The 23864-nt window shown below is 39.9% G+C and carries 20 protein-coding genes; 8 read left to right on the plus strand and 12 right to left on the minus strand.

The features are described from left to right. Positions 1 to 165: 165 nt before the first annotated feature. Both QMA00_RS10490 and QMA00_RS10495 read right to left on the minus strand, forming a co-directional pair. Positions 166 to 1215, minus strand: a complete 1050-nt coding sequence (locus tag QMA00_RS10490) for a DUF3080 family protein (RefSeq protein WP_076920902.1) — start codon at positions 1213 to 1215, stop codon at positions 166 to 168. Then, positions 1193 to 2548, minus strand: a complete 1356-nt coding sequence (locus QMA00_RS10495) for an MATE family efflux transporter (protein WP_013464741.1) — start codon at positions 2546 to 2548, stop codon at positions 1193 to 1195. The genes QMA00_RS10490 and QMA00_RS10495 overlap by 23 nt, the downstream gene beginning before the upstream one ends. A gap of 192 nt (positions 2549 to 2740) precedes the next feature. Here QMA00_RS10495 and QMA00_RS10500 point away from each other — a divergent pair, with 192 nt between their 5' ends. Continuing rightward, positions 2741 to 3367, plus strand: coding sequence for a riboflavin synthase subunit alpha (locus QMA00_RS10500; protein ID WP_076920904.1), 627 nt, complete (start codon positions 2741 to 2743; stop codon positions 3365 to 3367). On the opposite strand, the gene QMA00_RS10505 is transcribed toward QMA00_RS10500, so the two are convergent. Then, complete coding sequence (locus QMA00_RS10505; protein WP_008464077.1) at positions 3364 to 3567, minus strand: CPXCG motif-containing cysteine-rich protein; 204 nt, start codon at positions 3565 to 3567, stop codon at positions 3364 to 3366. The genes QMA00_RS10500 and QMA00_RS10505 overlap by 4 nt on opposite strands. Positions 3568 to 3780: 213 nt before the next feature. After that, entirely contained in the window at positions 3781 to 4650 is an 870-nt protein-coding gene (locus QMA00_RS10510; RefSeq protein ID WP_024601679.1) for a fructosamine kinase family protein, read from the minus strand. A gap of 122 nt (positions 4651 to 4772) precedes the next feature. Here QMA00_RS10510 and QMA00_RS10515 point away from each other — a divergent pair, with 122 nt between their 5' ends. Continuing rightward, on the plus strand, positions 4773 to 5465 hold the full coding sequence (locus QMA00_RS10515) for a DUF445 domain-containing protein (protein ID WP_076920908.1): 693 nt from the start codon (positions 4773 to 4775) through the stop codon (positions 5463 to 5465). A gap of 97 nt (positions 5466 to 5562) precedes the next feature. Here QMA00_RS10515 and QMA00_RS10520 read toward each other — a convergent pair whose 3' ends face one another. Next, positions 5563 to 5925, minus strand: coding sequence for a DUF3718 domain-containing protein (locus QMA00_RS10520; RefSeq protein WP_076920909.1), 363 nt, complete (start codon positions 5923 to 5925; stop codon positions 5563 to 5565). A 443-nt stretch (positions 5926 to 6368) separates the two neighbouring features. On the opposite strand from QMA00_RS10520, the gene QMA00_RS10525 reads away from it, so the two are divergent. From QMA00_RS10525 to QMA00_RS10535, 3 genes are all read left to right on the plus strand, one after another. Further along, on the plus strand, positions 6369 to 7154 hold the full coding sequence (locus tag QMA00_RS10525) for a hypothetical protein (protein ID WP_076920911.1): 786 nt from the start codon (positions 6369 to 6371) through the stop codon (positions 7152 to 7154). A gap of 100 nt (positions 7155 to 7254) precedes the next feature. Then, the gene (locus QMA00_RS10530) at positions 7255 to 8637 is read left to right on the plus strand and encodes an amidohydrolase (RefSeq protein WP_193048897.1); all 1383 of its coding nucleotides are present in this window, start codon (positions 7255 to 7257) and stop codon (positions 8635 to 8637) included. 12 nt (positions 8638 to 8649) lie between these two features. Further along, positions 8650 to 9891 carry an amidohydrolase family protein gene (locus QMA00_RS10535; RefSeq protein WP_013464749.1) on the plus strand — a complete coding sequence of 414 codons (1242 nt, stop codon included), beginning with the start codon at positions 8650 to 8652 and terminating at the stop codon, positions 9889 to 9891. A gap of 157 nt (positions 9892 to 10048) precedes the next feature. On the opposite strand, the gene QMA00_RS10540 is transcribed toward QMA00_RS10535, so the two are convergent. Together QMA00_RS10540 and cspD are read right to left on the minus strand one after the other, a co-directional pair. Next, a complete protein-coding gene (locus QMA00_RS10540; RefSeq protein WP_138627697.1) occupies positions 10049 to 12271 on the minus strand; it encodes an NADP-dependent isocitrate dehydrogenase in 2223 nt (740 codons plus the stop codon). A gap of 453 nt (positions 12272 to 12724) precedes the next feature. Next, complete coding sequence (cspD, locus tag QMA00_RS10545; protein WP_008110104.1) at positions 12725 to 12943, minus strand: cold shock domain-containing protein CspD; 219 nt, start codon at positions 12941 to 12943, stop codon at positions 12725 to 12727. Positions 12944 to 13152: 209 nt separating this feature from the next. Here cspD and clpS point away from each other — a divergent pair, with 209 nt between their 5' ends. Both clpS and clpA read left to right on the plus strand, forming a co-directional pair. Beyond that, entirely contained in the window at positions 13153 to 13461 is a 309-nt protein-coding gene (gene clpS, locus QMA00_RS10550) for an ATP-dependent Clp protease adapter ClpS (protein ID WP_008110102.1), read from the plus strand. A gap of 67 nt (positions 13462 to 13528) precedes the next feature. Next, positions 13529 to 15790: an ATP-dependent Clp protease ATP-binding subunit ClpA gene (clpA, locus tag QMA00_RS10555; RefSeq protein ID WP_036982899.1), complete on the plus strand. Its 2262-nt coding sequence runs from the start codon at positions 13529 to 13531 to the stop codon at positions 15788 to 15790. 467 nt (positions 15791 to 16257) lie between these two features. On the opposite strand, the gene infA is transcribed toward clpA, so the two are convergent. From infA to trxB, 5 genes are all read right to left on the minus strand, one after another. Then, a complete protein-coding gene (gene infA, locus QMA00_RS10560; RefSeq protein WP_002962494.1) occupies positions 16258 to 16476 on the minus strand; it encodes a translation initiation factor IF-1 in 219 nt (72 codons plus the stop codon). A gap of 90 nt (positions 16477 to 16566) precedes the next feature. Next, a complete protein-coding gene (locus tag QMA00_RS10565) occupies positions 16567 to 17271 on the minus strand; it encodes an arginyltransferase (protein WP_290157126.1) in 705 nt (234 codons plus the stop codon). Beyond that, positions 17264 to 17980 (minus strand): leucyl/phenylalanyl-tRNA--protein transferase, encoded by a 717-nt coding sequence (gene aat / locus QMA00_RS10570; RefSeq protein WP_036982897.1) that lies wholly within the window; start codon positions 17978 to 17980, stop codon positions 17264 to 17266. Before aat ends, QMA00_RS10565 begins: the two co-directional genes overlap by 8 nt. Before the next feature lie 180 nt (positions 17981 to 18160). Next, positions 18161 to 20974, minus strand: a complete 2814-nt coding sequence (locus QMA00_RS10575; RefSeq protein ID WP_290157129.1) for a bifunctional aconitate hydratase 2/2-methylisocitrate dehydratase — start codon at positions 20972 to 20974, stop codon at positions 18161 to 18163. A 295-nt stretch (positions 20975 to 21269) separates the two neighbouring features. Beyond that, entirely contained in the window at positions 21270 to 22220 is a 951-nt protein-coding gene (gene trxB / locus QMA00_RS10580) for a thioredoxin-disulfide reductase (RefSeq protein ID WP_008110078.1), read from the minus strand. 276 nt (positions 22221 to 22496) lie between these two features. Here trxB and pssA point away from each other — a divergent pair, with 276 nt between their 5' ends. Continuing rightward, on the plus strand, positions 22497 to 23822 hold the full coding sequence (gene pssA, locus QMA00_RS10585) for a CDP-diacylglycerol--serine O-phosphatidyltransferase (protein ID WP_290157131.1): 1326 nt from the start codon (positions 22497 to 22499) through the stop codon (positions 23820 to 23822). The last annotated feature ends 42 nt before the right edge of the window (positions 23823 to 23864 follow it).

Here is a 23864-nt window from a genome sequence, read left to right on the forward strand (position 1 = left end):
CACCGACCCCTACCATGTCAAGGTAGTGCTCTAACCAACTGAGCTACAGTCGTACTTCTGTATTTAAGAATTGTTAATTGCTTAACAACGGTCGCTAATATATAGCGTGATGAGTGGTGAATCAAGCATGTTTATGGTTTTTAAGTTTATTTGCCGTTTTTTTATTCATATTGGACTGATTTCGCACGTTTTATAAAATTTTTGCCACCAGATAACATGCTCTTTTGCTGACGCTTTTAGCTGAGAGAGTAAGTTGTTAGAATTTGGGTCAAGTAGGGCATTTACCGCTTCACTACTCACTGCTTGATTAAACCACAGCTGCATATAAAGCGGCTGCAATGTTTCTAAATACCCGCTCAGCTGTGCTTGATAAGGCTGTATTTGTTTTAAATAATATTTATTAAATATATTACTGACAATTTTAGCCTGCTGCTTGTTTTTACCCTTTGGGCATATATCTTCAAACGTTAAAGTATTTACAAACTGGGTTGCCGCATAATTTAAGCTAATTTGTTCTCGCGCAGCTTGAATAAGCTGTTGGTCAAATTTGTATCTGTTGAGCGGTTCAAGCGCTGACAAAATATCATCGCTGTTTATTGCCATACTCTTTTTCGTTTCTATTTGGTGTTTTATGGTAGTTAGCTTTTTAAGTGCCTCAACTGTGTCGCTAAACCCAGCTGGTTGGGTGCTGAGTTCTTGGCCAGTTAGCTGCCAAGTGCTGCTCAGTTCAGGTTCACTATATAAAACATTATTAAAATAATGAGCGAGTTGAGTTTGTTTTTGGGTTTTTGCCGCTGCAATTTTACTGTGAACGTTGCTTTGTTTATCTAAGGTGTTTAAACAGTTTTGCGCGCTTTGAATAAAATCTATTTGGTACTTCAATTGGCTAGCAGCGGTGGCTATTTTGCCTAATTGATTATTATGCTCGCTTATCAGAACGTTAAGTTTACATTGGCTAATACCAGCTAGTTCAGTTATGCCAATTTTAATGGCAGGTTGCAACGCTTCAACTGGCTCTACTAAGGCTAATTGTTGCAGTGGCTTTGTGTGTGGCTCAGGCGTTTGTAAGGTATTACTCAAGCGAGACAAATAGGTTTTATTTGCCTCACTGGGCTGCTCTGAGCAGCCCAAAAGCACCATACAACATGCCGCCAATAACCAATTAAGCGGCAGTTTGGTATAGATTGATTGTTTAAGTGAGAATAAATGGTTCACGTTTAAATCGCCTATGAACGGTCAGCATCAGTAGTATAGCTGCAACTGATAAGCCAACGATAATGCCTATCCAAAAACCATGCGGGCCCATTGCTGGCACTATCATGTCTGTTCTTGCTAATACGTAGCCTAAACTAAAGCCGATTAACCAATAAGAAATAAAAGTAATATACGAAATCGGCGCTGTGTGTTTTAAACCACGTAAAATACCGTTTGCAGCTACTTGTAATGCATCAGGAAGTTGGTAAATACAGGCTAAAATCATAATTGATGAAGCAAGCGCAAGTACCGCAGGGCTATCGCTATATAATTGGCTGATCACATCACGCCCTATAAATGTAATAAAAGCGATAAACAACGCAACCATAGCCGCCATAATATAACTTGTTGATACTGCTACTTTTAATTGATCTAAATGATTTTGCCCAAATAAATTACCAATTCGTATGCTAATGGCAATTGAGAGGCTCAGAGGCATCATAAATAACAGTGCAGTCACACTGGCTGCAATTTGATGGCCAGACACAGCCACCGCACCCAAATGCGCAATAAACAGAGGAATACAGGCAAACAAGGTCACTTCAAAAAAAGTAGCGAGTGAAATAGGAATACCGAGTTTGGTAATAATACCAATGGTTTTAAAATTGGGTTTTTCAAAGCCAGTTAATAAGCCTTTGGCATCTATTTTTTTACTCAGCTGGCAATAAGTAACTTGCGCAATAGCCATTACAGTAAATACCAGTGCGGTGGCAATACCACAGCCAGCGCCCCCAAATGCGGGTAGACCAAATAAGCCCTTAATAAAAATATAATTGAGTGGGATATTTACCGCAAGTCCGAGTAGGCTGATATAAAACGCAGGCTTGGTCATCCCCATGCCTTCAGTCATATTTCTATACACGGTAAAAATTAAAAAACCAAATACACCCCATTTAACAAAATGAATGTAGTCAAAAGCAAGTCCCGCAATCGCCGGGCTAGTATCAAGCTGTAAAATAACGGTGTTGGCAAGCTGGGCAGCACAAAAACCTGCAATACTCAAAAGGAGCGTTAAATAAAGCGCTTGCTGAAAATAATGGCTAATGCCGTTGCGGTCTTTAGCACCCGCAAATTGAGCAATAACTCCCGTTAGGGCTAATAAAATACCTTGTATTGCTAATAAAATTGGGTTCCATATTCCTGTAGCAATTGAGAGGGCAGCGAGATCGGTTGGACTCACTTGTCCGGCCATAATGGTATCAACCACTGACATTAATACTAAGGTCACTTGTGCTAAAAAAACGGGAAAGGCGAGGGAAAGTAAACGTTTAGCTTCCCAACTACAAAAAGTCATAAAAATCAGCTATTCAGAAAAACATGGGCGCATTGTAGTCTATTGTGATTGCTCTATCTATGTAGACAATCAGCGAATCTATTAAATTGCTGCATAAGCTTACTTTTGTTGCGAATAAAAGTGCTATTAAGTGAATTATTTTAGCGATTGATACGTTAAACTAGCACTTTGTTAGAAAGAGAAGCGATTTTTATGTTTACCGGTATTATTCAAACTCAAGCAACAGTAGTCTCTAGAACCCATACGCAGGGTGTATTACGTTTAGTCGTTTCTGTTAATGAGCAATACGTAAAGCATTTAGACTTAGGTGCTAGCATCGCTATAAATGGTTGCTGCTTAACGGTAGTTAAAGTAGAGCTTAGTAATCAAGATGTAGTGGCTCAAGTGCATTTTGATGTTATTGACGAAACTTTGCAGCTTACTAACCTTGGACAACTGGAATTGGGTAGTTTAGTCAATTACGAGCGTTCTGTGTCGTTTGGTACTGAGCTGGGTGGGCACATAGTCTCTGGTCACATTCATTGTACTGCCAAAATAGTGCAAATAGTTAAACTAGAAAATAACTATAAAATGCAGCTTAGCCTTCCAAAAAAATGGCAAAAATATCTGTTATACAAAGGGTTTGTATCTATTAATGGCGCCAGTTTAACGGTTGGTAATATTGATGAGCATGGCTTTTGGTTACACTTAATACCAGAAACACTCGATATTACTAATTTAGGTGCAGCTGTTGTAGGTGATGAATTTAATATAGAAGTTGATCAGCAAACATACACTATTATAAACACCGTCGAAAACTACATGCGCCAACATAGCTAAAATATTTGTTCGTCATCGCTGTCCACGTGTAACTCTAACTTATTACGTGCATAGTCTATATGCATATTTAAATGAATTAGATTACAGCAAGCACTGCATTCTTCATAGTAGTCTTGATCGCCCATACTGGCATCAAGGTCTAAATGAATATGGTGTCCACAATGTGGACAGGCGATACGTTGTGATAAAAAGTCTTTCATAACACCCCCTTAAAAATTAAGTTATTTTACCTAGATAGCACATAATGGCTTAACACTAAGTAGCTTGAACTCTGACTAAATGATTTACTCATATTGAGCTATCAACAGTGACTTATTACAAGTAAATTTAATGCAATTAGCGTTAAAAATAACGCTCGAATAGATTTATTTTTTAGAGTTCAAGTATAAGTATAGTGCTTATTTTTTGTTTACTCATTTATTTAAGTTTAGTAGTTTTTCAACGTGTTCTTTAGCCTGATTTAAGTAATGGCCTGCATAAATATTGGCATGGTTTAAAATAGGGTAAAGCTGATAAACAAGCTTGCGATGTTGGTAGTTCTGAGAGAGTGGATAATGGTGATCATAGGCGTTATAAAATTCATCGGGTAATGGGGCAAAAAGTTCACTCATAGCAATATCGACCTCCCGATCACCGTAATAGCAGGCAGGGTCAAATAGGGTCGGAATATTATTTACAAATCCCATGTTTCCGCGCCAAAAGTCGCCATGTAATAACGAGGGCAAAACATGATGATTATGCAGTTGCTCTTTTACTAAATTTATCAGTTGTTCGGGGTCTGCCAGCACAATGTCTTTTTCAGCTAATAGCTGTAATTGCCAACCAATACGTTCTTCTGCAAAAAATACATCCCATTTTTTATGCCATTGATTTGGTTGAGGCGTAGAGCTTAAATAATTGTCTGTATCAAAACCAAACATCGCTTGCTCGTGTTTTTGATGTAACATGGCAAGGTGTTCACCCATCGTTGACCAATGCGTGTGGGGAAGGTCATCAAGTGTAAGCCACTCTAATACAATAAACGCATATTCTATATTGGCGCCAGTTGTAATACAGTCGGGCACCATAAATATACTGTTTTGAGTGAGTTGTTTTAAGCCCTGTGCTTGTGCTTCAAAGCGATCGAGCTCATTCTTTTGCGCAATTTTAACTAAATAATTGTGCTTGCCATCACTTATATGGAAAAGCTTATCGGTTGATGTGTTTTGCAACTGACGTTTATGGGTGTGTTTAAAATCGTAATGGATAGCTTGGCTGATCTGTTGATTGATTGTTTTCCACATAACAATTGCTCACCTTTTAAACCTATAAATAAACTATGGCAAAAAGGGATTAAATAAACAAATTAATCGGTGTAAAATTAAGACTATCAATTTCTGATACAAATCACTGAAATGGAATAAAAATGAATAAAAGTTTTATCACTAACTTATTGGCAGCGTGTTGTGTTGTTATTGGTTTTGTATTTGATCAAGCCATTGTACTTTCGGTGGGCTTATTTGCACTCTCTGGTGCGGTTACAAACTTACTCGCTATTCATATGCTATTTGAAAAAGTCCCGTTTTTATATGGATCGGGGGTGATTGCGCTCAAGTTTGAAAGCTTTAAAGTAGCTATAAGAAATTTAATCCTCACTGAGTTCTTTTCTGAGCATAAAATAGACAAGCTTCTAAGCAAGGCGCAGCCAACGATTGATTTTGAATCGGTAATTTATAAAGTAGATTTAAATCCCGCTTTCGATAATTTGTTAGTGGTGATAGAGCAATCACAATTTGGCAGCATGCTGGCAATGTTTGGCGGTACAGAAGCGGTAGAGCCAATGCGAGAAAAATTTATCGAAAAAATGCAATTATCACTGGTGCAAATAAGCGGCACCGACGATTTTAAAATGCTACTAAGCGATATGCTTACTCAAGGCAATAACGCGGAAAATTTACATAATACAGTACTCAAATTAGTGGATGAACGCTTAGATGAACTCACCCCTAAAATGGTAAAAGAAATAATTCAAACTATGATCCGCGAACACTTAGGCTGGCTCGTTGTATGGGGTGGGGTATTTGGTGGCTTGTTTGGTTTGTTGGCAGCGCTTATTTAATAATAAATACACGTTAAGCAGGTACTAAGCCCTGCTTAACGTGTTTGATTCGCGTAAATTGAACGTATTAAAACCGATTTCCTAGTCATAATTTAGGTTATTTAGATGCCGCCATAATAACCACCATCAGTTTATTTACCTTTGCCAAATCCCTTATTGATGTGCTGGTGGTAGCCTCAATATTGAAAAAGCGTGCAGATTTGTCTAAATCATAAAGCGCTACAAAATCATTCATTGATAAATCATTGCAGCGTAATTTTTTGCCAATTACATGCTTGTTGGTATGGAGCTCTTTAATTGTTTTGTGCAGTGTCAGTTGTTTGTTAGATGCAACGGCCATGCAAACTTGTGTACCGGGTGATGAATCAGTGGCAACAAAAGTGGTTGCCATTAGAGGCGCTGTTAATGTTGCTGCGCCCAATAATACAGTTGAATATAGAGTTGCTTTGAAAGAAATCATAGTAGTTGCATCTTTGTTTATGTGCAACTCAAGTATTGCTTAATGTAGCCGAAATCTTGTTAACTAAATGGGGCAAGCTGTAATAAGATGTGTATATAAATTATGCAATTTTGTAGGTGTATGAAAAGTTGTTCATAAGTAACCTGAACTATGAATAATGAATCTATCTCAAGCAGCTATTTTCAGCGCTAACTGCGTTGAATTTACTTGCAATAGGCCCGCTATTGACACGAAAATTCGCCTTGTTTTCACTGTAAATTTCTAGCTGGGGAAAACAAACCAAGTTATTAATATAATTCAATATGTTAGTAAATCTCTTAACCAGAGTTCAGGTTAAGTAATTTATTTTTGACACACTTTAGCGTTTTCATACTGAAATATTTTTTCAGACTGTTATTATCGCGCCCTAAATTTGTGGCATTTTATATTTTTGGAGCGCAATTGTGAATAAAACGTTAGCCAGTTACTACCAGCAAGCTTATGCATGTGAGCAACAGCATTTTAACCAATGTTTTTATTGCGGCTGTGAGGCAACAGAGCGCGATCATTGCCCGCCATTACACATGCTACAAAGTATTATTGATTTAGGCGAAGAAGCAGATTTTGTTGCTATTGCGGCTTGTTATGAATGCCATGCATTACTTCATAATGAACGCTTAATGACCATTGATGAGCGTTTTAGTAAGCTTAAAAAGAAACTATCAAATAAATACGCAAAGCCCTTACGTGTGTACAACATGTGGGAAGAAAGCGAGCTTGGCGACATGAGCGATGAATTTGCGCACAGCATTAAAGCAGGCATGAAACTCGGTAAAGAAGCGGCTGAGCGACTCGCCTTTACAGGGTTTAGTTATGCCACTGAAGAAGCGCGCGTTACGGTGCGCGAAAAAACCAAAGAGTTTGATGTAGAAGGCACCGTATTTACCGACTTCAAAGAAGCGCTTAACTATTGCATTACTGTATTAAAAGTACAAAAAAGTGATTTTTATAAAATTTTAGTCGAGGATTATCAAGGCGATTTTAATAAGGCATTGAGCCAATACAGGCATCGTCATGATAAAGTCACCGCCGCAAAAGATGGTAATACATTAATTAAAGATTTTTCAAAATTACATAAGCAAAATTCGGATTTTGTAACCCGAACGGTTAAACACTTTATTAGTAAAGATCCATCGCTCACCACAGAAGGGGCACTGGATAAGCTTTATAACAATTATATAAAAAAATAATTACAGAAACTCACCTTAAATAACCGCCTTTTCACCTGTTTTTTTAGCTTTATACGTTTGCTTTCGCTAAAGTAGTAAAAAAACAGGAGAACCTAAAAACATGCAAAAATTTGCTCCCTCATTGTTAGCTGTTAGTTTAGCAGCGGCTCTTGTTGGTTGCCAAGAAAGCGGCCCGCAAGATGCAAAAGTAACCATTAATAAAAACCCATACCCAAGTACTTATCAACCCGTTGCTACATCAAGCACATTAATTACCAATGCCACTGTATTAACAGGCACGGGTGAGCGTTTAGATGAAGCCGATGTATTACTTGTTGATGGTAAAGTACAGCAAGTTGGTAAAGATTTAACCGCTAACGCAGACACCACTATAGATGCGCAAGGCAAATGGGTAACGCCAGGTATTATTGATGTTCACTCTCATTTAGGTGCTTATCCAAATCCGTCGGTTGAGTCTCACCAAGATGGCAACGAAATGACTAGCCCAAATACAGCAGAAGTATGGGTTGAGCATTCAATTTGGCCACAAGATCCAGGCTTTAATCGCGCACGTGAAGGCGGTATTACCTCGTTACAAATTTTACCAGGTTCAGCTAATTTATTTGGTGGACGTGGCGTTACCCTTAAAAATGTACCGGCTCACACCATGCAAGGGATGAAGTTTCCTGATGCACCATACGGTTTAAAAATGGCGTGTGGTGAAAACCCTAAACGCGTTTATGGCCGTAAAGGTGAATTACCGATGACACGTATGGGTAATATGGCAGGCTATCGCACAGCTTGGATTGGGGCGCAAGAGTACAAGCGTGCTTGGGACAAATACGATGCTGATTACGCTGCGGGTAAAAACCCAGAAGCTCCACACCGCGATATTAAATACGATACCCTACGTGGTGTTTTAGAAGGTGAGGTTCGTATTCACAATCACTGTTATAAAGCTGAAGAAATGGCGATGATGATCGACCTTTCTAAAGAGTTTAATTACCATGCGGGTACATTCCATCACGGTATTGAAGCCTATAAAATCGCAGATTTACTGGCTGAAAATGGCTCGTGTGCAGCACTTTGGCCAGACTGGTGGGGCTTTAAAATGGAAGCCTACGATATGGTACAAGAGAACGTAGCGATTGTTGATGCAGTTAAAAACTCATGTGCCGTTGTGCATTCAGACTCAGACACGACCATTCAGCGCTTAAATCAAGAAGCCGCAAAAGTAATGTACAGTGCAAACCAAAATGGTTTTGATATTTCTGAGCAGCATGCAATTAAGTGGATCACGGCTAATGCCGCTAAATCACTCGGCATTGAAGATAAAACAGGCTCACTTGAAGCGGGTAAACAAGCTGATGTGGTTATTTGGAATCAAAGCCCATTTAGCGTTTACGCAAAAGCAGAGCAAGTGTTTGTTGATGGCGCAAAAGTTTACGATAGAAACGATAGCGCATTCCAAGCACAAAGTGATTTTATGTTAGGTCAACAATAAGGAGCACCCAGAATGAAAAAATTATCACGTTCGTTTTCGCTTTCTCTGGTTGCTGCAGGGTTACTAGCATCGGGTGCGGTGAGCGCTCAATCTCTTGCTATAATTAACGCAACACTGCATACATCCTCAGATCAAGGCGTATTAGAGTCTGCCAGCATTGTAATGAATGATGGCAAAATCACTGCAATTAATCCTAGCGATGTTAAAGCAGATAAAATTATTGATGCCAAAGGTCAAATCGTGACCCCTGGTTTTATTGCCACTGTAAATCAACTTGGTTTAGTTGAAGTAGGTGCGGTTGCGGGCTCTCGCGATGCGGGAGAAGAAAAAGCAGGTATTGATTTTGATGCAAGCTTGGCATTTAACCCTCGTTCAAGCCTAATCCCTTATGCACGTAAAGGCGGTGTTACTCGCGATTTGATCACCCCGTACGGCGGTGACAGCATTTTTGCAGGCCTAGCAAGTGTTGTCGATTTAAGCGGCAGCTTTGAAAGCGTAAATAAAAAGCAAGCAGCACTAGTGGTTCATTTGGGTGAACGAAGCAAAGGCTCTCGTGCATTTACATTGCAAACACTGATCAATAAGTTAGATGAGCATCAAACTAAAGCAAGCAAAGAAGCCAAAAAAGACGATGCTAAGCCAAGTGCTGAAGATAAAATAATGGCTAAAGTACTAAAAGGCGATATGCCATTACTAATTAGTGTGTCGCGTGCATCGGATATTGTTGAACTTATAAAAGTGAAACAGCAGTTTGGGGTAAATATTGTTCTTAATGGTGCGCAAGATGCCGTTGTAGTTAAAGATCGTATCGCAAAAGCGGGTATTCCTGTGATCATCAGTGCAATGGATAACTTACCAGGCAGTTTTGATTCATTACATGCAAGCCTAAATAATGCCGGCATACTAGAAAAAGCAGGTGTTAAAGTACTTTTAACTGTGGGTGGCGATGCCAGTCATAATGTTTACCAGCTCCGCTATGATGCCGGTAATGCAGTGTCTTATGGTATGAGCCAGCAAGGCGCATTAAAAGCGATGACTTCAAATGTGGCTGATGTATTTGGTATTAATGCGGGTAGCTTAGAAGTGGGTAAAGCCGCTGATGTTGTAATGTGGAGTAACGACCCGTTTGAGCTGAGCAGCCACGTAAATAAAATGTTTATTAATGGGGTTGAGGTAAGTACTGAATCTCGCCAAGATAAACTGCGTGAGCGCTATACAACAGAATCAAACATGCCACGTGCATACACTAAATAAACTTGTTTAGTTGAATATTAAAGGTCGCATTAGCGGCCTTTTTTACGAATGCCTTTTACTTATACCAATCCGCAAAGTAAACCACTTAAATAAGCGAATTGGTATTAGGCACAAAAAAAGGCGCTCTTTGGAGCGCCTTTTCATTCATTTTATGGATTTATACCAGTTTAGATAAAATCTCGTTAAATGTTGTGCTTGGGCGCATTGCTTTAAAAGCTGCATCGTCATTTGGCTGGAAGTATCCGCCAATGTCCATTGCTGGGCCCTGTGCATCGTTTAGCTCGCTAACAATTTGCTCTTTGTTAGTTTCAAGGTCGCTAGCAATTTGCGTAAACTGCGCTTTAAGCTCGCTGTCATCATTTTGCTTAGCAAGTTCTTGTGCCCAGAATAAAGATAAGAAGAAATGAGAACCACGGTTATCAATCTCTTTTACTTTACGTGAAGGCGACTTGTTTTCAGCTAAAAATGTGCCGGTAGCTTTATCAAGCGTATCTGCAAGTACTTGTGCTTTTTTGTTACCTGTTGTTGTGCTTAGGTGCTCAAGTGAAGCAGCAAGTGCTAAGAATTCACCTAAAGAATCCCAACGTAAGTGGTTTTCTTTCTCAAATTGTTGAACGTGCTTAGGAGCAGAGCCACCCGCACCAGTTTCAAATAAACCACCGCCATTCATTAGTGGCACAATTGAAAGCATTTTAGCACTGGTACCCAATTCTAAAATTGGGAATAAATCTGTTAAGTAATCACGTAACACGTTACCCGTTACAGAAATTGTGTCTTTACCTTCTTTGATGCGTGCTAGTGAGAACAACGTCGCATCCATTGGCGATAAAATTTGAATATCTAGGCCAGCAGTGTCGTGATCTGGCAGGTATTTATTTACTTTTTTGATTAGCTCAGCATCGTGTGCACGTTCTGCATCTAACCAGAAAATAGCCGGATTACCTGTTGCGCGAGCGCGGTTTACTGCAAGTTTAACCCAATCTTGAATAGGTGCATCTTTAACCTGACACATGCGCCAGATATCGCCTTTCTCAACACTGTGCTCAAGTAACGTATTACCGTTTGTGTCTACAACACGGATAGTACCGTCAGCTTTTGCTTCAAATGTTTTATCGTGTGAGCCGTACTCTTCTGCTTTTTGAGCCATAAGGCCAACGTTTGGTACGCTACCCATAGTCGTAGGATCAAATGCACCGTGCTCTTTACAAAAATCAATCGTTGCTTGGTAAACGCCAGAGTAACAACGATCTGGAATTACAAAGCTTGTGTCTTGTAATTTATCGTCTTTATTCCACATTTGACCGCTTGAACGAATTGCAGCAGGCATAGAGGCATCGATGATCACATCACTTGGTACGTGTAAGTTTGTAATGCCACGATGAGAATCAACCATTGCGATAGCAGGGCGGTTAGCATAAACAGCTTGAATATCTGCTTCAATTTCTTCGCGCTTAGCGTCATCTAATGTTTGAATTTTAGAGTACACATCGCCTAAACCGTTGTTTACATCAACACCTAGCTCTTCAAAAAGTGCACCGTGTTTTGCAAAAACGTCTTTGTAGAATACTTTTACAGCGTGACCAAAGATGATTGGATCAGATACTTTCATCATGGTTGCTTTCATGTGAAGCGAAAATAACACGCCTTTTTCCTTAGCAGCATTAATTTCAGCTTCTAGGAATGCTTGTAATTTTGCAGCGCTAATACGTGATGCATCAATTACTTCACCAGCAAGTAATGGCGTGCTTTGCTTAAGTACAGTGATATCGCCATTAGCCGCTACGTGCTCAATACGTACATCCGTTGCTTCATCAACAGTTACTGATTGCTCAGAACCAAAGAAGTCACCTTCTTCCATGCTTGCAACATAAGACTGTGAATCTTTGCTCCATGCACCCATAGAATGTGGGTTATTACGTGCATATTCTTTTACTGAACTTGGTGCGCGACGGTCAGAGTTACCTTCACGAAGTACAGGGTTTACTGCACTGCCTTTAATTTTGTCATAGGCGGCTTGAATCGCTTTTTCTTCATCGTTTTTAGGTTCTACAGGGTATTCTGGAAGTGCATAACCTTTTTCTTGAAGCTCTTTAATTACAGCGCGAAGTTGTGGAACTGAGGCACTGATGTTCGGTAATTTAATGATATTAGCTTCTGGTGTTTTTGCCATTTCGCCAAGTTCTGCAAGTGCATCACCAATGCGTTGTTCTTCTGTTAGGTAATCCGGGAAGCTCGCAATAACACGACCAGCGAGTGAGATGTCGCGTGTTTCAACTTCAACACCTGCCGCATTTGTGTACGCTTGGATAATAGGTAACAACGAATACGTTGCTAGTGCCGGAGCTTCGTCCGTTTTTGTATAGATAATTTTTGATGTCATCATCATTCCTAGATAGTAGGCCGCATTGGCCAAATTCAACAATGCAAAGAAATCATCGCTTAATACCTTATAAATAAAGCATTAGTATATGCAATGAGTAGTCTGTTAGGTGTTGGTACTCGTATAACCTAAACAAGGTGAGAATAATCACACCTGACGGACTAGTGTCTTTTATAACTAAAATTTATGTAAATCTAAACTAGCCATTAGGCTAAAGTAATTACGTTTTACAGGATAAAGAGTGTAACAAGCTTGGCTAAAAAGGGCTAGGATTACGCGCCAAACGCCAGCAGTTAAACATCTAATAGTGAAATTATTGGGGTAGATAAAATAAAATCAAGGAGTGGGGTTGAATTAACGAACAATGAAGCAATTTATATGTAAGTGGTTAGGGGTTTTAGGGGATTAAGCGAGGATCTAAACAGGTCGCTCGCTTTAGTCTCATATTTACAATCACTCTATAATATCGCCGTTAGGGGCTATATTAGTAGCGTGTAGACCTTTAGGGCCCTGTTGTAATTCGAAGGTAACATCTTGACCAGCTTTAAGCGTCTTGTATCCGTCCATTACAATAGTGGAGTAATGAGCAAAAATGTCGTTCTCGCAACCGTCTTCTACGATGAAACCAAAACCTTTGGCGTTGTTGAACCATTTGACTTTACCACAAGCCATACTTCTACATCCTTCTATAAGTTGACTAATTTAGTTATCCTAAACTGTATTGTTTGCTAGACTGACTAAGGTTTAATCAATCACCATTTGACTGTAGTTTATTTAAGCAACCAGTCAAGTGTTTTGGGTTATTTTTTAACATTTTATTTATTTTTTTATTCAAGTTTGCTTGAGTTACAAAGACAAGACTATATTTAATTATGAGTGGTATGAAAGATTCTGGTGTTATCGACACCGTTCGCGATAGTGAAAAGCAAAAGTTGCAGCCACCGCGAAAATATAAAGTTGTGTTAAACAACGATGATTACACGCCGATGGATTTTGTAATTGAGATCTTGATGACGTTTTTTAATATGGATAGCGATAGAGCAACTGATGTGATGCTGCAAATACATCAGCAAGGTAAGGGCATTTGTGGTGTTTACAGCGCAGATGTAGCACATACCAAGGCTGAGCAAGTTAACCGCTACTCAAGGGATAACGAGCATCCACTGCTATGTAGTTGTGAGCAGGAATAAATACCACAAAGGTGAACTTTCATCTTGAAGTGCGGTATAAAATTATTATCTCTGTAAGGGGTTGCCAATGCTAAATAAAGACTTAGAACTAACTTTGAATACCGCGTTTCGTGAAGCGCGTACACGTCGTCATGAGTTTATGACCGTAGAGCATCTTTTATTAGCTCTACTCGATAATCCATCAGCTGGAGAAGCGCTTAATGCGTGTGGTGTTGACATTTCTGGATTAAAAACAGAGTTACTTGAATTTATTGATGAAACCACTCCGGTTATTCCTGATTTAGAAGAAGAACGCGAAACTCAACCAACGCTTGGTTTTCAGCGTGTATTACAGCGCGCGGTATTTCATGTGCAATCTTCGGGAAAAAATGAAGTGACAGGTGTAAATGTACTGGTGGCTATTTTTTCTGAGCAAGAAAGCCAGGCAGTTTATTTACTTAAAAAGAATGATATTTCTCGCCTTGATATTGTTAATTTTATTTCTCATGGGATTGCTAAAGGTGATGACGAATTAGGCGATGACACTGACGATATACATGAAGAAGTGCAAGAAGTTGACAGTGAAGAAGCGAGTAAGCTCGACAGCTTCACCACTAATCTCAACATACAAGCCAAAGAGGGCAACATTGACCCTCTAGTTGGTCGCGACAGCGAAGTAGAACGCACAGTGCAAGTGTTGTGTCGTCGTAAAAAGAACAACCCATTACTGGTTGGTGAAGCTGGCGTGGGTAAAACCGCTATTGCTGAGGGTTTAGCGTATCGAATTGTTAACGAACAAGTACCTGAAGTTATTGCAGATGCGGTTGTTTACTCTTTAGATATGGGCGCGTTACTTGCCGGTACCAAATACCGAGGCGATTTTGAGAAGCGCTTTAAAAGCTTATTAAAAGAGCTGCAAGCTAAACCAGGCTCTATTTTATTTATAGATGAAATTCATACCATTATCGGTGCAGGTGCTGCATCGGGTGGGGTAATGGATGCCTCAAACTTAATTAAACCGCTACTTTCAAGTGGGCAATTACGTTGTATGGGTTCAACGACTTACGGTGAGTACAAAAACATTTTTGAGAAAGATCGTGCCTTGGTACGTCGCTTTCAAAAAATTGATGTGCTTGAACCTAGCGTTGAAGATACCACTAAAATTCTTAACGGCTTAAAAGAGCGTTATGAAGCACACCATGGTATTCGTTACACGCAAAAAGCGTTAAAGGCGGCAGCCGAGCTTAGCGCAAAGTATATTAATGAACGTCACCTGCCTGATAAAGCGATTGATGTTATTGATGAAGCGGGCGCAAACCAACGTTTGTTACCTACCTCTAAGCGTAAAAAAACGATTGGTGTATCTGATATTGAGATGATTGTGTCTAAAATGGCGCGCATTCCACCACAAAATGTGTCGTCTTCTGATAAAGAAACGCTGAAAAACTTAGACCGTAATTTAAAAATGTTGGTGTTTGGACAAGATCAATCAATTGATGCATTAACTTCTGCTATTCGCTTATCGCGCTCAGGTTTAGCAAACGAGAACAAACCGGTTGGTTCGTTTTTATTTGCAGGCCCAACGGGGGTCGGTAAAACAGAGGTTACCAAGCAATTAGCTAAATGCATGGGTGTTGAGTTTATTCGTTTTGATATGTCTGAATACGTTGAGCGCCATGCGGTGAGCCGTTTAATCGGTGCGCCTCCGGGTTATGTAGGTTTTGAACAAGGCGGCTTATTAACAGAAGCGGTTATAAAAAATCCACATGCAGTGGTATTGCTGGATGAAATTGAAAAAGCCCATCCTGATATCTACAACATTTTATTACAAGTTATGGATCACGGTACGCTAACAGATAATAACGGCCGAAAAGCTGACTTTAGAAACGTAGTCGTGGTGATGACCACCAATGCCGGCGTACAAGAAACTACACGTAAGTCGATTGGTTTTAGTGAGCAAGACCATACACACGATGCAATGGGTGAAATTAACAAAGTATTTTCACCTGAATTTAGAAACCGCTTAGATAACATTATTTGGTTTAATCACCTCGAGAAAGAGGTTATTTTACAAGTGGTTGATAAATTTGTTGTGGAGCTTCAAGCGCAACTAGACAAGAAATCAGTTAATCTTGAGCTTACCTCTAAAGCACGTGAATGGTTGGCTGACAAAGGCTATGACAAAGCAATGGGCGCACGCCCTATGGCGCGTGTTATCCAAGAAGACCTTAAAAAGCAATTAGCAAACGAAATACTGTTTGGTGAGCTAATTTCTGGCGGTACGGTAAAAGTATCGGTTAAAGATAAAAAACTACGTTTTGATTACGAGAGTGACTTAACGCCAGCCTAACCTAAAAGGTTAGCGATTTTAAAAAGCCTGCTTTGTGCAGGCTTTTTTTATTTGCCAAAGAAATAGGCAACAAAAAACCCAGCAAAGGCTGGGTTTTTTGTTTATTAAATGTAATTACTGGCTACTAGGGTCTGTTGACCTTTCAAGGTTAAATTTGCAGCAGTCTGTTTGGTATTTAGGCAAGGCAGAGCCTATGTGGTGTGGTTATTCCCCATAAATAGGCGATAACGCAGCATCAATGCCAAACAGGCGCTGCCCGAAGGGTTCTGCCTAGGGGCGATTTACTCTTTGTTGCTCGGTTTTTACTTAGCCCACTAGGTTACAAACCTCGCGCCGCGATTAAACCGCCCCTAGTTTGAACAAATTTTAATCCGCAAAGGTCAACAGACCCTAGCATTAATTACATTTAATAAACGCTTAAAGCTAGTTTGCACTAGCCAAAAACTAAATCTCGTTTACGCACTTACTTAGCGAGCACGGAATACGATACGACCTTTCGATAAATCGTAAGGAGTCATTTCTACCGTTACTTTATCGCCGGTTAAAATACGGATATAGTTTTTGCGCATTTTACCTGAAATATGAGCCACAACTACGTGACCATTTTCTAGCTCAACTCGGAACATTGTATTTGGTAAAGTATCAAGGACTGTCCCTTGCATTTCGATTACGTCTTCTTTCGCCATGTTTAGCGTAACACCTCTTTAATAGTTAAACGCTGCAGATTTTGCCCAAAATACGCCAATAAGTAAAGGCGCAGGGGCTATTTTTGTAAATTAAATAGCCAGCCACTGGTCATTGCACTGTTTTTGAGCAGGTAAAAACTGCGTTTTATAGTTCATTTTGTCGCATTCATCTATTTGATAGCCTAAATAAACAAACTGTTTGCGCTGCTGTTTAGCAAGTTTAAGCTGCTGTAATATCATTACAGTGCCTAAACTAAAGTGTTCGTAGTCAGGATCAAAAAATGTATAAATGGCCGAAATAGCGTTGTCCATACAATCAGTTACAGCAACAGCTACTAAGTTTTCTTGATCCCAAAGCTCAATAAAAGTAATGGTTAACCAACTACAAAACAAAAAGCTGTGAAATTGTGATTTATCAGGCGGATACATACTACCGTCTTGGTGGCGCAAGCTAATGTATTTACTGTAAAGTGGATAGTATTGTTCGCGTTCAACTTGAGAATATTTTACCTCAAAGCGGTTTTTTGCTTTGTTAAGTTTACGTTTTTGCGATTTTGTCGGTATAAACATATCAGCTAAAACGCGCACAGAACTACACGCGCTGCAAATAGGGCAGTGCGGACGGTAAATTTGGTTACCGCTGCGACGAAAGCCTAATGCTAATAATGACTCAAACTTATTGCTGCTGTAACAACTTGGATCGAGTATCACCAGCAATTGCTCTTGGCGATCAGGTAAATAACTGCACTCAAATGGTTGGCTTAGGCCAATACGAGCCGGAAGTTGTTCATTCATATATCGCGATTAGCTCCTGTGGCTGCCACATACTGGCAGCTGGGGTGTAACACTGTGCTTTATTAAGTTTAGTTAAAAATTCTTCACGTGGAATCACGCTGGCACCTAACGACATTAAATAAGGATTTTCTAATTGGCAATCAATAAAATGCGCATTGTGGCGTTTAAGCCAATTAACCAGCGCCCACATAGCCAGTTTGGAACAATTTGTTTGATGATGAAACATTGATTCACCACAAAAAACACCTGTTTGCATGATGCCATATAAGCCACCTGCAAGCTCTCCCTCGCGCCAAACCTCTAAACTATGAGCTAGGCCATTGTGATGGGCATTAATGTACGCCTGTTGCATTTGCAAAGTGATCCAGGTGCCATCGGTATCAATGCGTTGATCGCGACATGCTTCTATCACTTCTTCAAAGGCATGGTTTATGGTTACGGTGACCGGGTGCTTTTTTAAATGCTTACGTAGGCTTTTACTAACATGAAAGTCATTGAGCTCAACAATACCGCGTTCACTAGGCGACCACCACATAATTGGCTCGTGTTCACTAAACCACGGAAAAATACCTTGGCTGTAGGCATTTTTTAATCGTGATACTGATAAGCATCCACCAATGGCAAGTAAACCATCGGGATCATCTAATGCATGGTTGGGATCAGGAAAAGCAAAGTGGCTTTGAGCGAGTTGATAGAGTTGTTTAGTCATAACACCGATTGAATAACTGCATGGTCAAGGTAAAGTGTAACCTGTTGCTTTAAAATCACAAACCACAAATTATTGTGTTGTCCATAGGGTTGAGCAGGGCTTACATTCCTGTTAGGTAAATTTTAGACATAAAAAAAGCGCGTTAAAAAACGCGCTTAATTAAATGGTAAACTAATCGAATTAGCTAACCACTTTTACAGGTACTGCTTGTCCAGCGTTAAACTTAGTTGTCATTGCTTCTTCAACAGGTGTAAACGAGGTAAGGTCAATGCCTTCAACCGCAGACTTATACTCTTCGATAGTCGGGAAACGACCAAGTACAGTAGAAAGTACTACAACCGGCGTAGAACCTAGTAGTGACTCACCTTTTTTCTCAGATGTATCGGCTACTACACGGCCTTGGAACAGACGAGTTGATGTTGCGATAACAGTGTCACCAGGTTCTGCTTTTTCTTGGTTACCCATACATAAGTTACAACCAGGGCGTTCTAGGTATAGGATATTTTCATACTTAGTACGTGCCGCTGTTTTTGGTTTTTCATCGTCAAATTCAAAACCAGCGTATTTAGCAAGAATATCCCAGTCGCCTTCCGCTTTAAGCTCATCAACAATGTTGTATGTTGGTGGCGCAACAACTAATGGTGCTTTGAATGTGATAGAACCGTTTTTCTTTTCAAGGTTACGTAGCATGTGAGCAATAATTTTCATATCGCCTTTGTGAACCATACACGAACCAACGAAACCTAAATCAACAGGTTTGTCGTTGTAAAAAGAAACAGGGCGGATCACATCGTGAGTATAACGTTTAGAAACATCATCGTTGTTCACGTCTGGATCGGCAATCATTGGCTCAACGATTTGGTCCAAATCAACCACAACTTCTGCGTGGTATTTAGCGTTGTCGTCTGGAGAAAGTGCTGGCTCTTCACCAGATTGAATACCTGCAATACGCTTGTCAGCTAAGTCGATTAGACCTTGTAGCGTTTGCGCTTCGTTATCCATACCTTTGTTGATCATGATTTGGATACGTGATTTAGCAAGTTCAATTGACTTAATTAGCGTTTCATCATTTGAAATACAGATTGACGCTTTCGCTTTCATTTCTGCAGTCCAGTCAGTGAAAGTAAACGCTTGGTCAGCCATTAGGGTACCAATATGCACTTCAATGATACGACCTTGGAACACGTTTTCTCCGCCAAATTGCTTAAGCATTTGCGCTTGCGTTGCATGAACAACATCGCGGAAATCCATGTGCTTAGCCATTTTGCCTTTAAATGTCACTTTAACTGAATCAGGAATCGGCATCGCTGATTCACCGGTTGCAAGTGCAACAGCAACGGTGCCTGAATCGGCACCAAAGGCAACGCCTTTAGACATACGTGTATGCGAGTCACCACCGATGATGATAGCGCGATCATCAATGGTAATGTCGTTCAATACTTTGTGAATAACGTCAGTCATTGCATGGTAAACGCCTTTCGGGTCACGTGCAGTGATCAAACCAAACTTATTCATGAACGCCATTAGTTTTGGAATATTTGCTTGTGCTTTGCTATCCCATACTGATGCAGTGTGACAACCAGACTGATAAGCACCATCAACAAGTGGTGAAATCGTTGAAGCAGCCATCGCTTCTAATTCTTGTGCTGTCATTGGACCGGTTGTATCTTGCGAACCAACGATGTTCACTTTAACACGAACATTTGAGCCTGCGTGAAGTGGCGTATCTGATAGAACACCTACCGCATTACGGTTAAAGATTTTTTCAACCGCTGTTAAGCCTTGGCCTTCATGTGAAATTTCTTTTGAAGGTGCATACACAAGAGGAGTTTCAATACCCAGCGTTTCAGCAGCAAACGTTTGTAGTTTTTTACCAAATACAACAGCGTAAGAACCACCAGCTTTCATGAATTCAACTTTTTGCGGTGTGAACGCTGATGATACATCAACCAGTTCTTTATCGCCGTTATAAAGCTTTTTCTCTTTTGTATTGATTGTTAATACAGTACCTGTGGCAACTGAATAAGCTTCTTCAAGCACTGCATCGCCATTTTCATCAGTTACAGTATTGCCTTCTGCATCTACTTTCTTAACCCAGTTTTTAAGGTCAAGACCAATACCGCCGGTTACATCAACCGTCGTTAAGAAGATTGGTGCGATACCATTAGTACCTGCAACAACAGGTGCAATGTTGATGAAAGGAACGTATGGACTTGCTTGTTTACCCGCCCAAAGTGCAACGTTATTTACACCAGACATACGAGATGAACCAACGCCCATTGTACCTTTTTCAGCAATAAGCATTACTTTAGCATTAGGGTGTTTCTTTTGAAGTTCAACGATTTCTTGTTGTGCTTCTTCAGTGATCATACACTTACCGTGTAATTCACGGTCAGCACGTGAGTGTGCTTGGTTACCTGGAGACAGTAAATCAGTTGAGATGTCGCCTTCACCAGCAATGTAAGTTACTACTTCGATTTTTTCTTCGATGTCAGGTAGTTTTGTGAAGAATTCAGCTTTTGAGAAACTCTCTAGTAATTCTTTAGCAATTGCGTTACCTGCTTCGTAGGCCGCTTTTATGCGCTCCATATCAGCATCGTATAAGAATACCTGAGTTTTAAGTACTTCTGCAGCCTGTGCTGCAATTGCTGCGTCATCACCAAATGCTAAATCAATTAGCATTTCAATTGACGGGCCGCCTTTCATGTGTGAAAGCAGTTCAAATGCAAATTCTGGAGTGATCTCTGCAACGTGCTCTTCACCTAAAATGATTTCTTTTAGAAACTGTGCTTTAACGCCCGCAGCACTAGTTGTTCCAGGTAAAGTATTATAAATAAAGAAATGCAGTGAATCTTTACGGTGCTCGTTATTAGTATCTTTAATTTGATTAATTATTTCTGATACTAGTTCAGCGCTATCGATTGGTTGTGGGCTTAATCCAAGCTCCGTTTTACGGGTTTGGATTTCTTCCATATATTTTGTATACAAACTCATAGAAAACTCTCGGTAATTTACTTGATATGAAGTTAAGCATTTTAACTGATTTTACAGTTTCTAGTAATGCCTAAATGAATAAAGCTTTTATTCCTGACGATAATTATAGCTAGTTTTACTTATATAATTTGACGGTATTTGTTGCTCACCCTTAGATCCTATCGCACCTAAGCCATTAATTGTATAAATAAAACTAATTTCAATTATAAGTACAATGAATTTTGGTGTGAGTACAGTTATGTTTGGGCACAAAAAAGGGCTGAAAATTCAGCCCTTTTTTAATTTAGATTCTAAATTACAGATTATCTAAAAAGCGTTCTGCATCAAGTGCAGCCATACAGCCAGTACCGGCAGAGGTAATCGCTTGACGGTAAATATGGTCAGATACATCACCAGCAGCAAATACACCTGGCACACTAGTTTGTGTTGCATTACCGTTAAGACCAGATTCAACCACTAGGTAGCCGTCTTTCATTTCTAGCTGACCTTCAAACATATCGGTGTTTGGCTTATGGCCAATGGCAATAAACACACCCGCTAAATCAAGTTCTTCAGTAGCATCTGATGCCACATCTTTAATGCGAACGCCGGTCACGCCCATTTGGTCACCAAGTACTTCATCAAGTGTACGGTTGTAGTGCATGACAACATTACCGTTCGCAGCTTTTTCAGCAAGGCGGTCAGCAAGAATCTTTTCACTACGGAAACTATCACGACGGTGAATAACATGAACTTCATCAGCAATGTTAGACAGGTATAACGCTTCTTCAACCGCTGTGTTACCACCACCAACAACCGCTACTTTTTGACCTTTATAGAAAAAGCCGTCACAGGTTGCACAAGCAGAAACACCACGGCCTTGGAAATTAGTCTCAGACTCTAAGCCTAAATATTTCGCAGAGGCACCGGTTGCAATAATTAAAGCATCACATGTGTAAGTACCTTGGTCACCGGTTAGTGTGAAAGGGCGCTTAGATACGTCAACTTTGTTGATGTGGTCGAACACAATTTCAGTTTCAAAGCGTTCTGCATGCTCTTTCATACGATCCATTAATGCAGGACCAGTTAAACCGTGTGCATCGCCAGGCCAGTTTTCAACTTCAGTAGTGGTTGTTAGCTGGCCACCTTGTTGAATACCTGTAATTAAAACAGGGTTTAAATTAGCACGTGCAGCGTAAACTGCAGCTGTATAGCCTGCAGGGCCCGAACCTAAAATAAGTAACTTACAATGTTTTGCTTCAGTCATGATCTTTTCCTAAACGTTTAATACGGTTTTAATGCGCCCGATTCTAAGAAAAACAAGCAGGAAGTAAATAAAAGATGAGATTATTTTTTTTCGCAAATTACAAAGCTGTTCATTAATGTGTACTGGTAAATGCATTAAAGCCAGCGCCCGCCTAATAAATAGACTGTTAGCCAATAAAACGACGTTAATTCATGACCAGCCTGATTTTTTTTGTTATCTTTTAACTAATTTTGATTTGTCACTGCTTAATTATGTGACCTAAGTGAATAGGCAACTATGTTATTTTGGCAAGAGAAACCCGCATTTGGGTTGACTTCAAAAGACGTTAACGTCTTAACCAATGCGCAAGAATACCGTACGCAATTGTTAGATTTAATTGCCAACGCAAAAAAACGAATTTATATCACCACACTTTACTTACAAGATGATGAAGCGGGTCGTGAAATATTAGCCGCACTACACAGTGCATCGTTAGCTAACCCTTCGCTTGAAATTAAAGTACTGGTTGATTTTCATCGTGCGCAACGCGGTTTAATTGGAGCTGAAAAGTCTGAGGGCAATGCAAGCTTATATTGCGACGATTTAGAAAAATTTAATTCAAACGTTCAAGTGTATGGTGTCCCCGTAAAGGCAAAAGAACTGTTTGGGGTGTTGCATTTAAAAGGCTTTGTTATTGACGACACACTGCTCTACAGCGGTGCCAGTTTAAATAATGTGTATTTGCAATATAGCGACCGATACCGGCTCGATCGCTACTTTTTAGTCTTGCAAAGCGAATTATGTGACTCAGTAGTCGATTTTATTGAATCAACTTTATTAAGCTCTGAAGCGGTACCAAGAATAGATCAAAGACCGCTTAAACGCATGGCTGACTTTAAACTTGAACAAAAGCAACTTATGCGTGAGCTTAAATCGGCAAGCTATAAAAGTGCGCAGCACTTGAATACTCATGCAATGGGTATTCGTTTATTTTTAGGATTAGGCCGTCGTAATAATGAGCTTAATCGCTTAATTAAAGCGTTATTTGATACCACCGAGCAAGAGCTGGTGTTATACACGCCGTATTTTAATTTTCCGGCGCCATTAATGCGCTCTTTACGCAGGTTATTAAAGCAAGGTAAACAAGTTACTATTGTGGTGGGTGATAAAACCGCAAACGATTTTTATCTGCCACCTAGCGAGCCATTTAGTAAAATTGGTGCACTGCCGTATTTATACGAAACTATTTTGCACAAGTTTGTAAAATCGCAAAAACGCCACATAGATAATGGCAACCTAAACGTATACCTTTGGAAACACGAGAGTAACTCGTTCCATCTAAAAGGGATTTGCTGCGACCGTAAAATGCATTTACTTAGCGGGCATAACCTAAATCCGCGCGCGTGGGGGCTGGATATCGAAAATGGCATTCTGATAGAAGATCCTGAACAATCTATCATGCGCGATATTGATAATGAACGCCAAGAAATTTTAAAGCATTGTCGACGTTTAACCGGCCCAGATGATCTAGAAACCATGGACGATTACCCACAGCCAGTGAAAAAACTGCTTGGTCAAGCTAAGCGCGTAAAAGTCGACTTTATTATTAAACGATTTATATAACATTAAGGTCTGTTAACCACAGACCCTAAAATTTAGATACAA

The sequence above is a fragment of the Pseudoalteromonas sp. APC 3694 genome (assembly GCF_030407565.1).
GTDB classification, from domain to species: Bacteria; Pseudomonadota; Gammaproteobacteria; order Enterobacterales; family Alteromonadaceae; genus Pseudoalteromonas; species Pseudoalteromonas tetraodonis.

Bases quoted from the DNA above. Each gene is read 5' to 3' on its own strand.
- QMA00_RS10495 (WP_013464741.1), bottom strand. From the start codon at position 2,548: ATGACTTTTTGTAGTTGGGAAGCTAAACGTTTACTTTCCCTCGCCTTT.
- QMA00_RS10500 (WP_076920904.1), top strand. From the start codon at position 2,741: ATGTTTACCGGTATTATTCAAACTCAAGCAACAGTAGTCTCTAGAACC.
- QMA00_RS10505 (WP_008464077.1), bottom strand. From the start codon at position 3,567: ATGAAAGACTTTTTATCACAACGTATCGCCTGTCCACATTGTGGACAC.
- QMA00_RS10510 (WP_024601679.1), bottom strand. From the start codon at position 4,650: ATGTGGAAAACAATCAATCAACAGATCAGCCAAGCTATCCATTACGAT.
- QMA00_RS10515 (WP_076920908.1), top strand. From the start codon at position 4,773: ATGAATAAAAGTTTTATCACTAACTTATTGGCAGCGTGTTGTGTTGTT.
- QMA00_RS10520 (WP_076920909.1), bottom strand. From the start codon at position 5,925: ATGATTTCTTTCAAAGCAACTCTATATTCAACTGTATTATTGGGCGCA.
- QMA00_RS10530 (WP_193048897.1), top strand. From the start codon at position 7,255: ATGCAAAAATTTGCTCCCTCATTGTTAGCTGTTAGTTTAGCAGCGGCT.
- QMA00_RS10535 (WP_013464749.1), top strand. From the start codon at position 8,650: ATGAAAAAATTATCACGTTCGTTTTCGCTTTCTCTGGTTGCTGCAGGG.
- QMA00_RS10540 (WP_138627697.1), bottom strand. From the start codon at position 12,271: ATGACATCAAAAATTATCTATACAAAAACGGACGAAGCTCCGGCACTA.
- cspD (WP_008110104.1), bottom strand. From the start codon at position 12,943: ATGGCTTGTGGTAAAGTCAAATGGTTCAACAACGCCAAAGGTTTTGGT.
- clpS (WP_008110102.1), top strand. From the start codon at position 13,153: ATGAAAGATTCTGGTGTTATCGACACCGTTCGCGATAGTGAAAAGCAA.
- clpA (WP_036982899.1), top strand. From the start codon at position 13,529: ATGCTAAATAAAGACTTAGAACTAACTTTGAATACCGCGTTTCGTGAA.
- infA (WP_002962494.1), bottom strand. From the start codon at position 16,476: ATGGCGAAAGAAGACGTAATCGAAATGCAAGGGACAGTCCTTGATACT.
- QMA00_RS10565 (WP_290157126.1), bottom strand. From the start codon at position 17,271: ATGAATGAACAACTTCCGGCTCGTATTGGCCTAAGCCAACCATTTGAG.
- aat (WP_036982897.1), bottom strand. From the start codon at position 17,980: ATGACTAAACAACTCTATCAACTCGCTCAAAGCCACTTTGCTTTTCCT.
- QMA00_RS10575 (WP_290157129.1), bottom strand. From the start codon at position 20,974: ATGAGTTTGTATACAAAATATATGGAAGAAATCCAAACCCGTAAAACG.
- trxB (WP_008110078.1), bottom strand. From the start codon at position 22,220: ATGACTGAAGCAAAACATTGTAAGTTACTTATTTTAGGTTCGGGCCCT.
- pssA (WP_290157131.1), top strand. From the start codon at position 22,497: ATGTTATTTTGGCAAGAGAAACCCGCATTTGGGTTGACTTCAAAAGAC.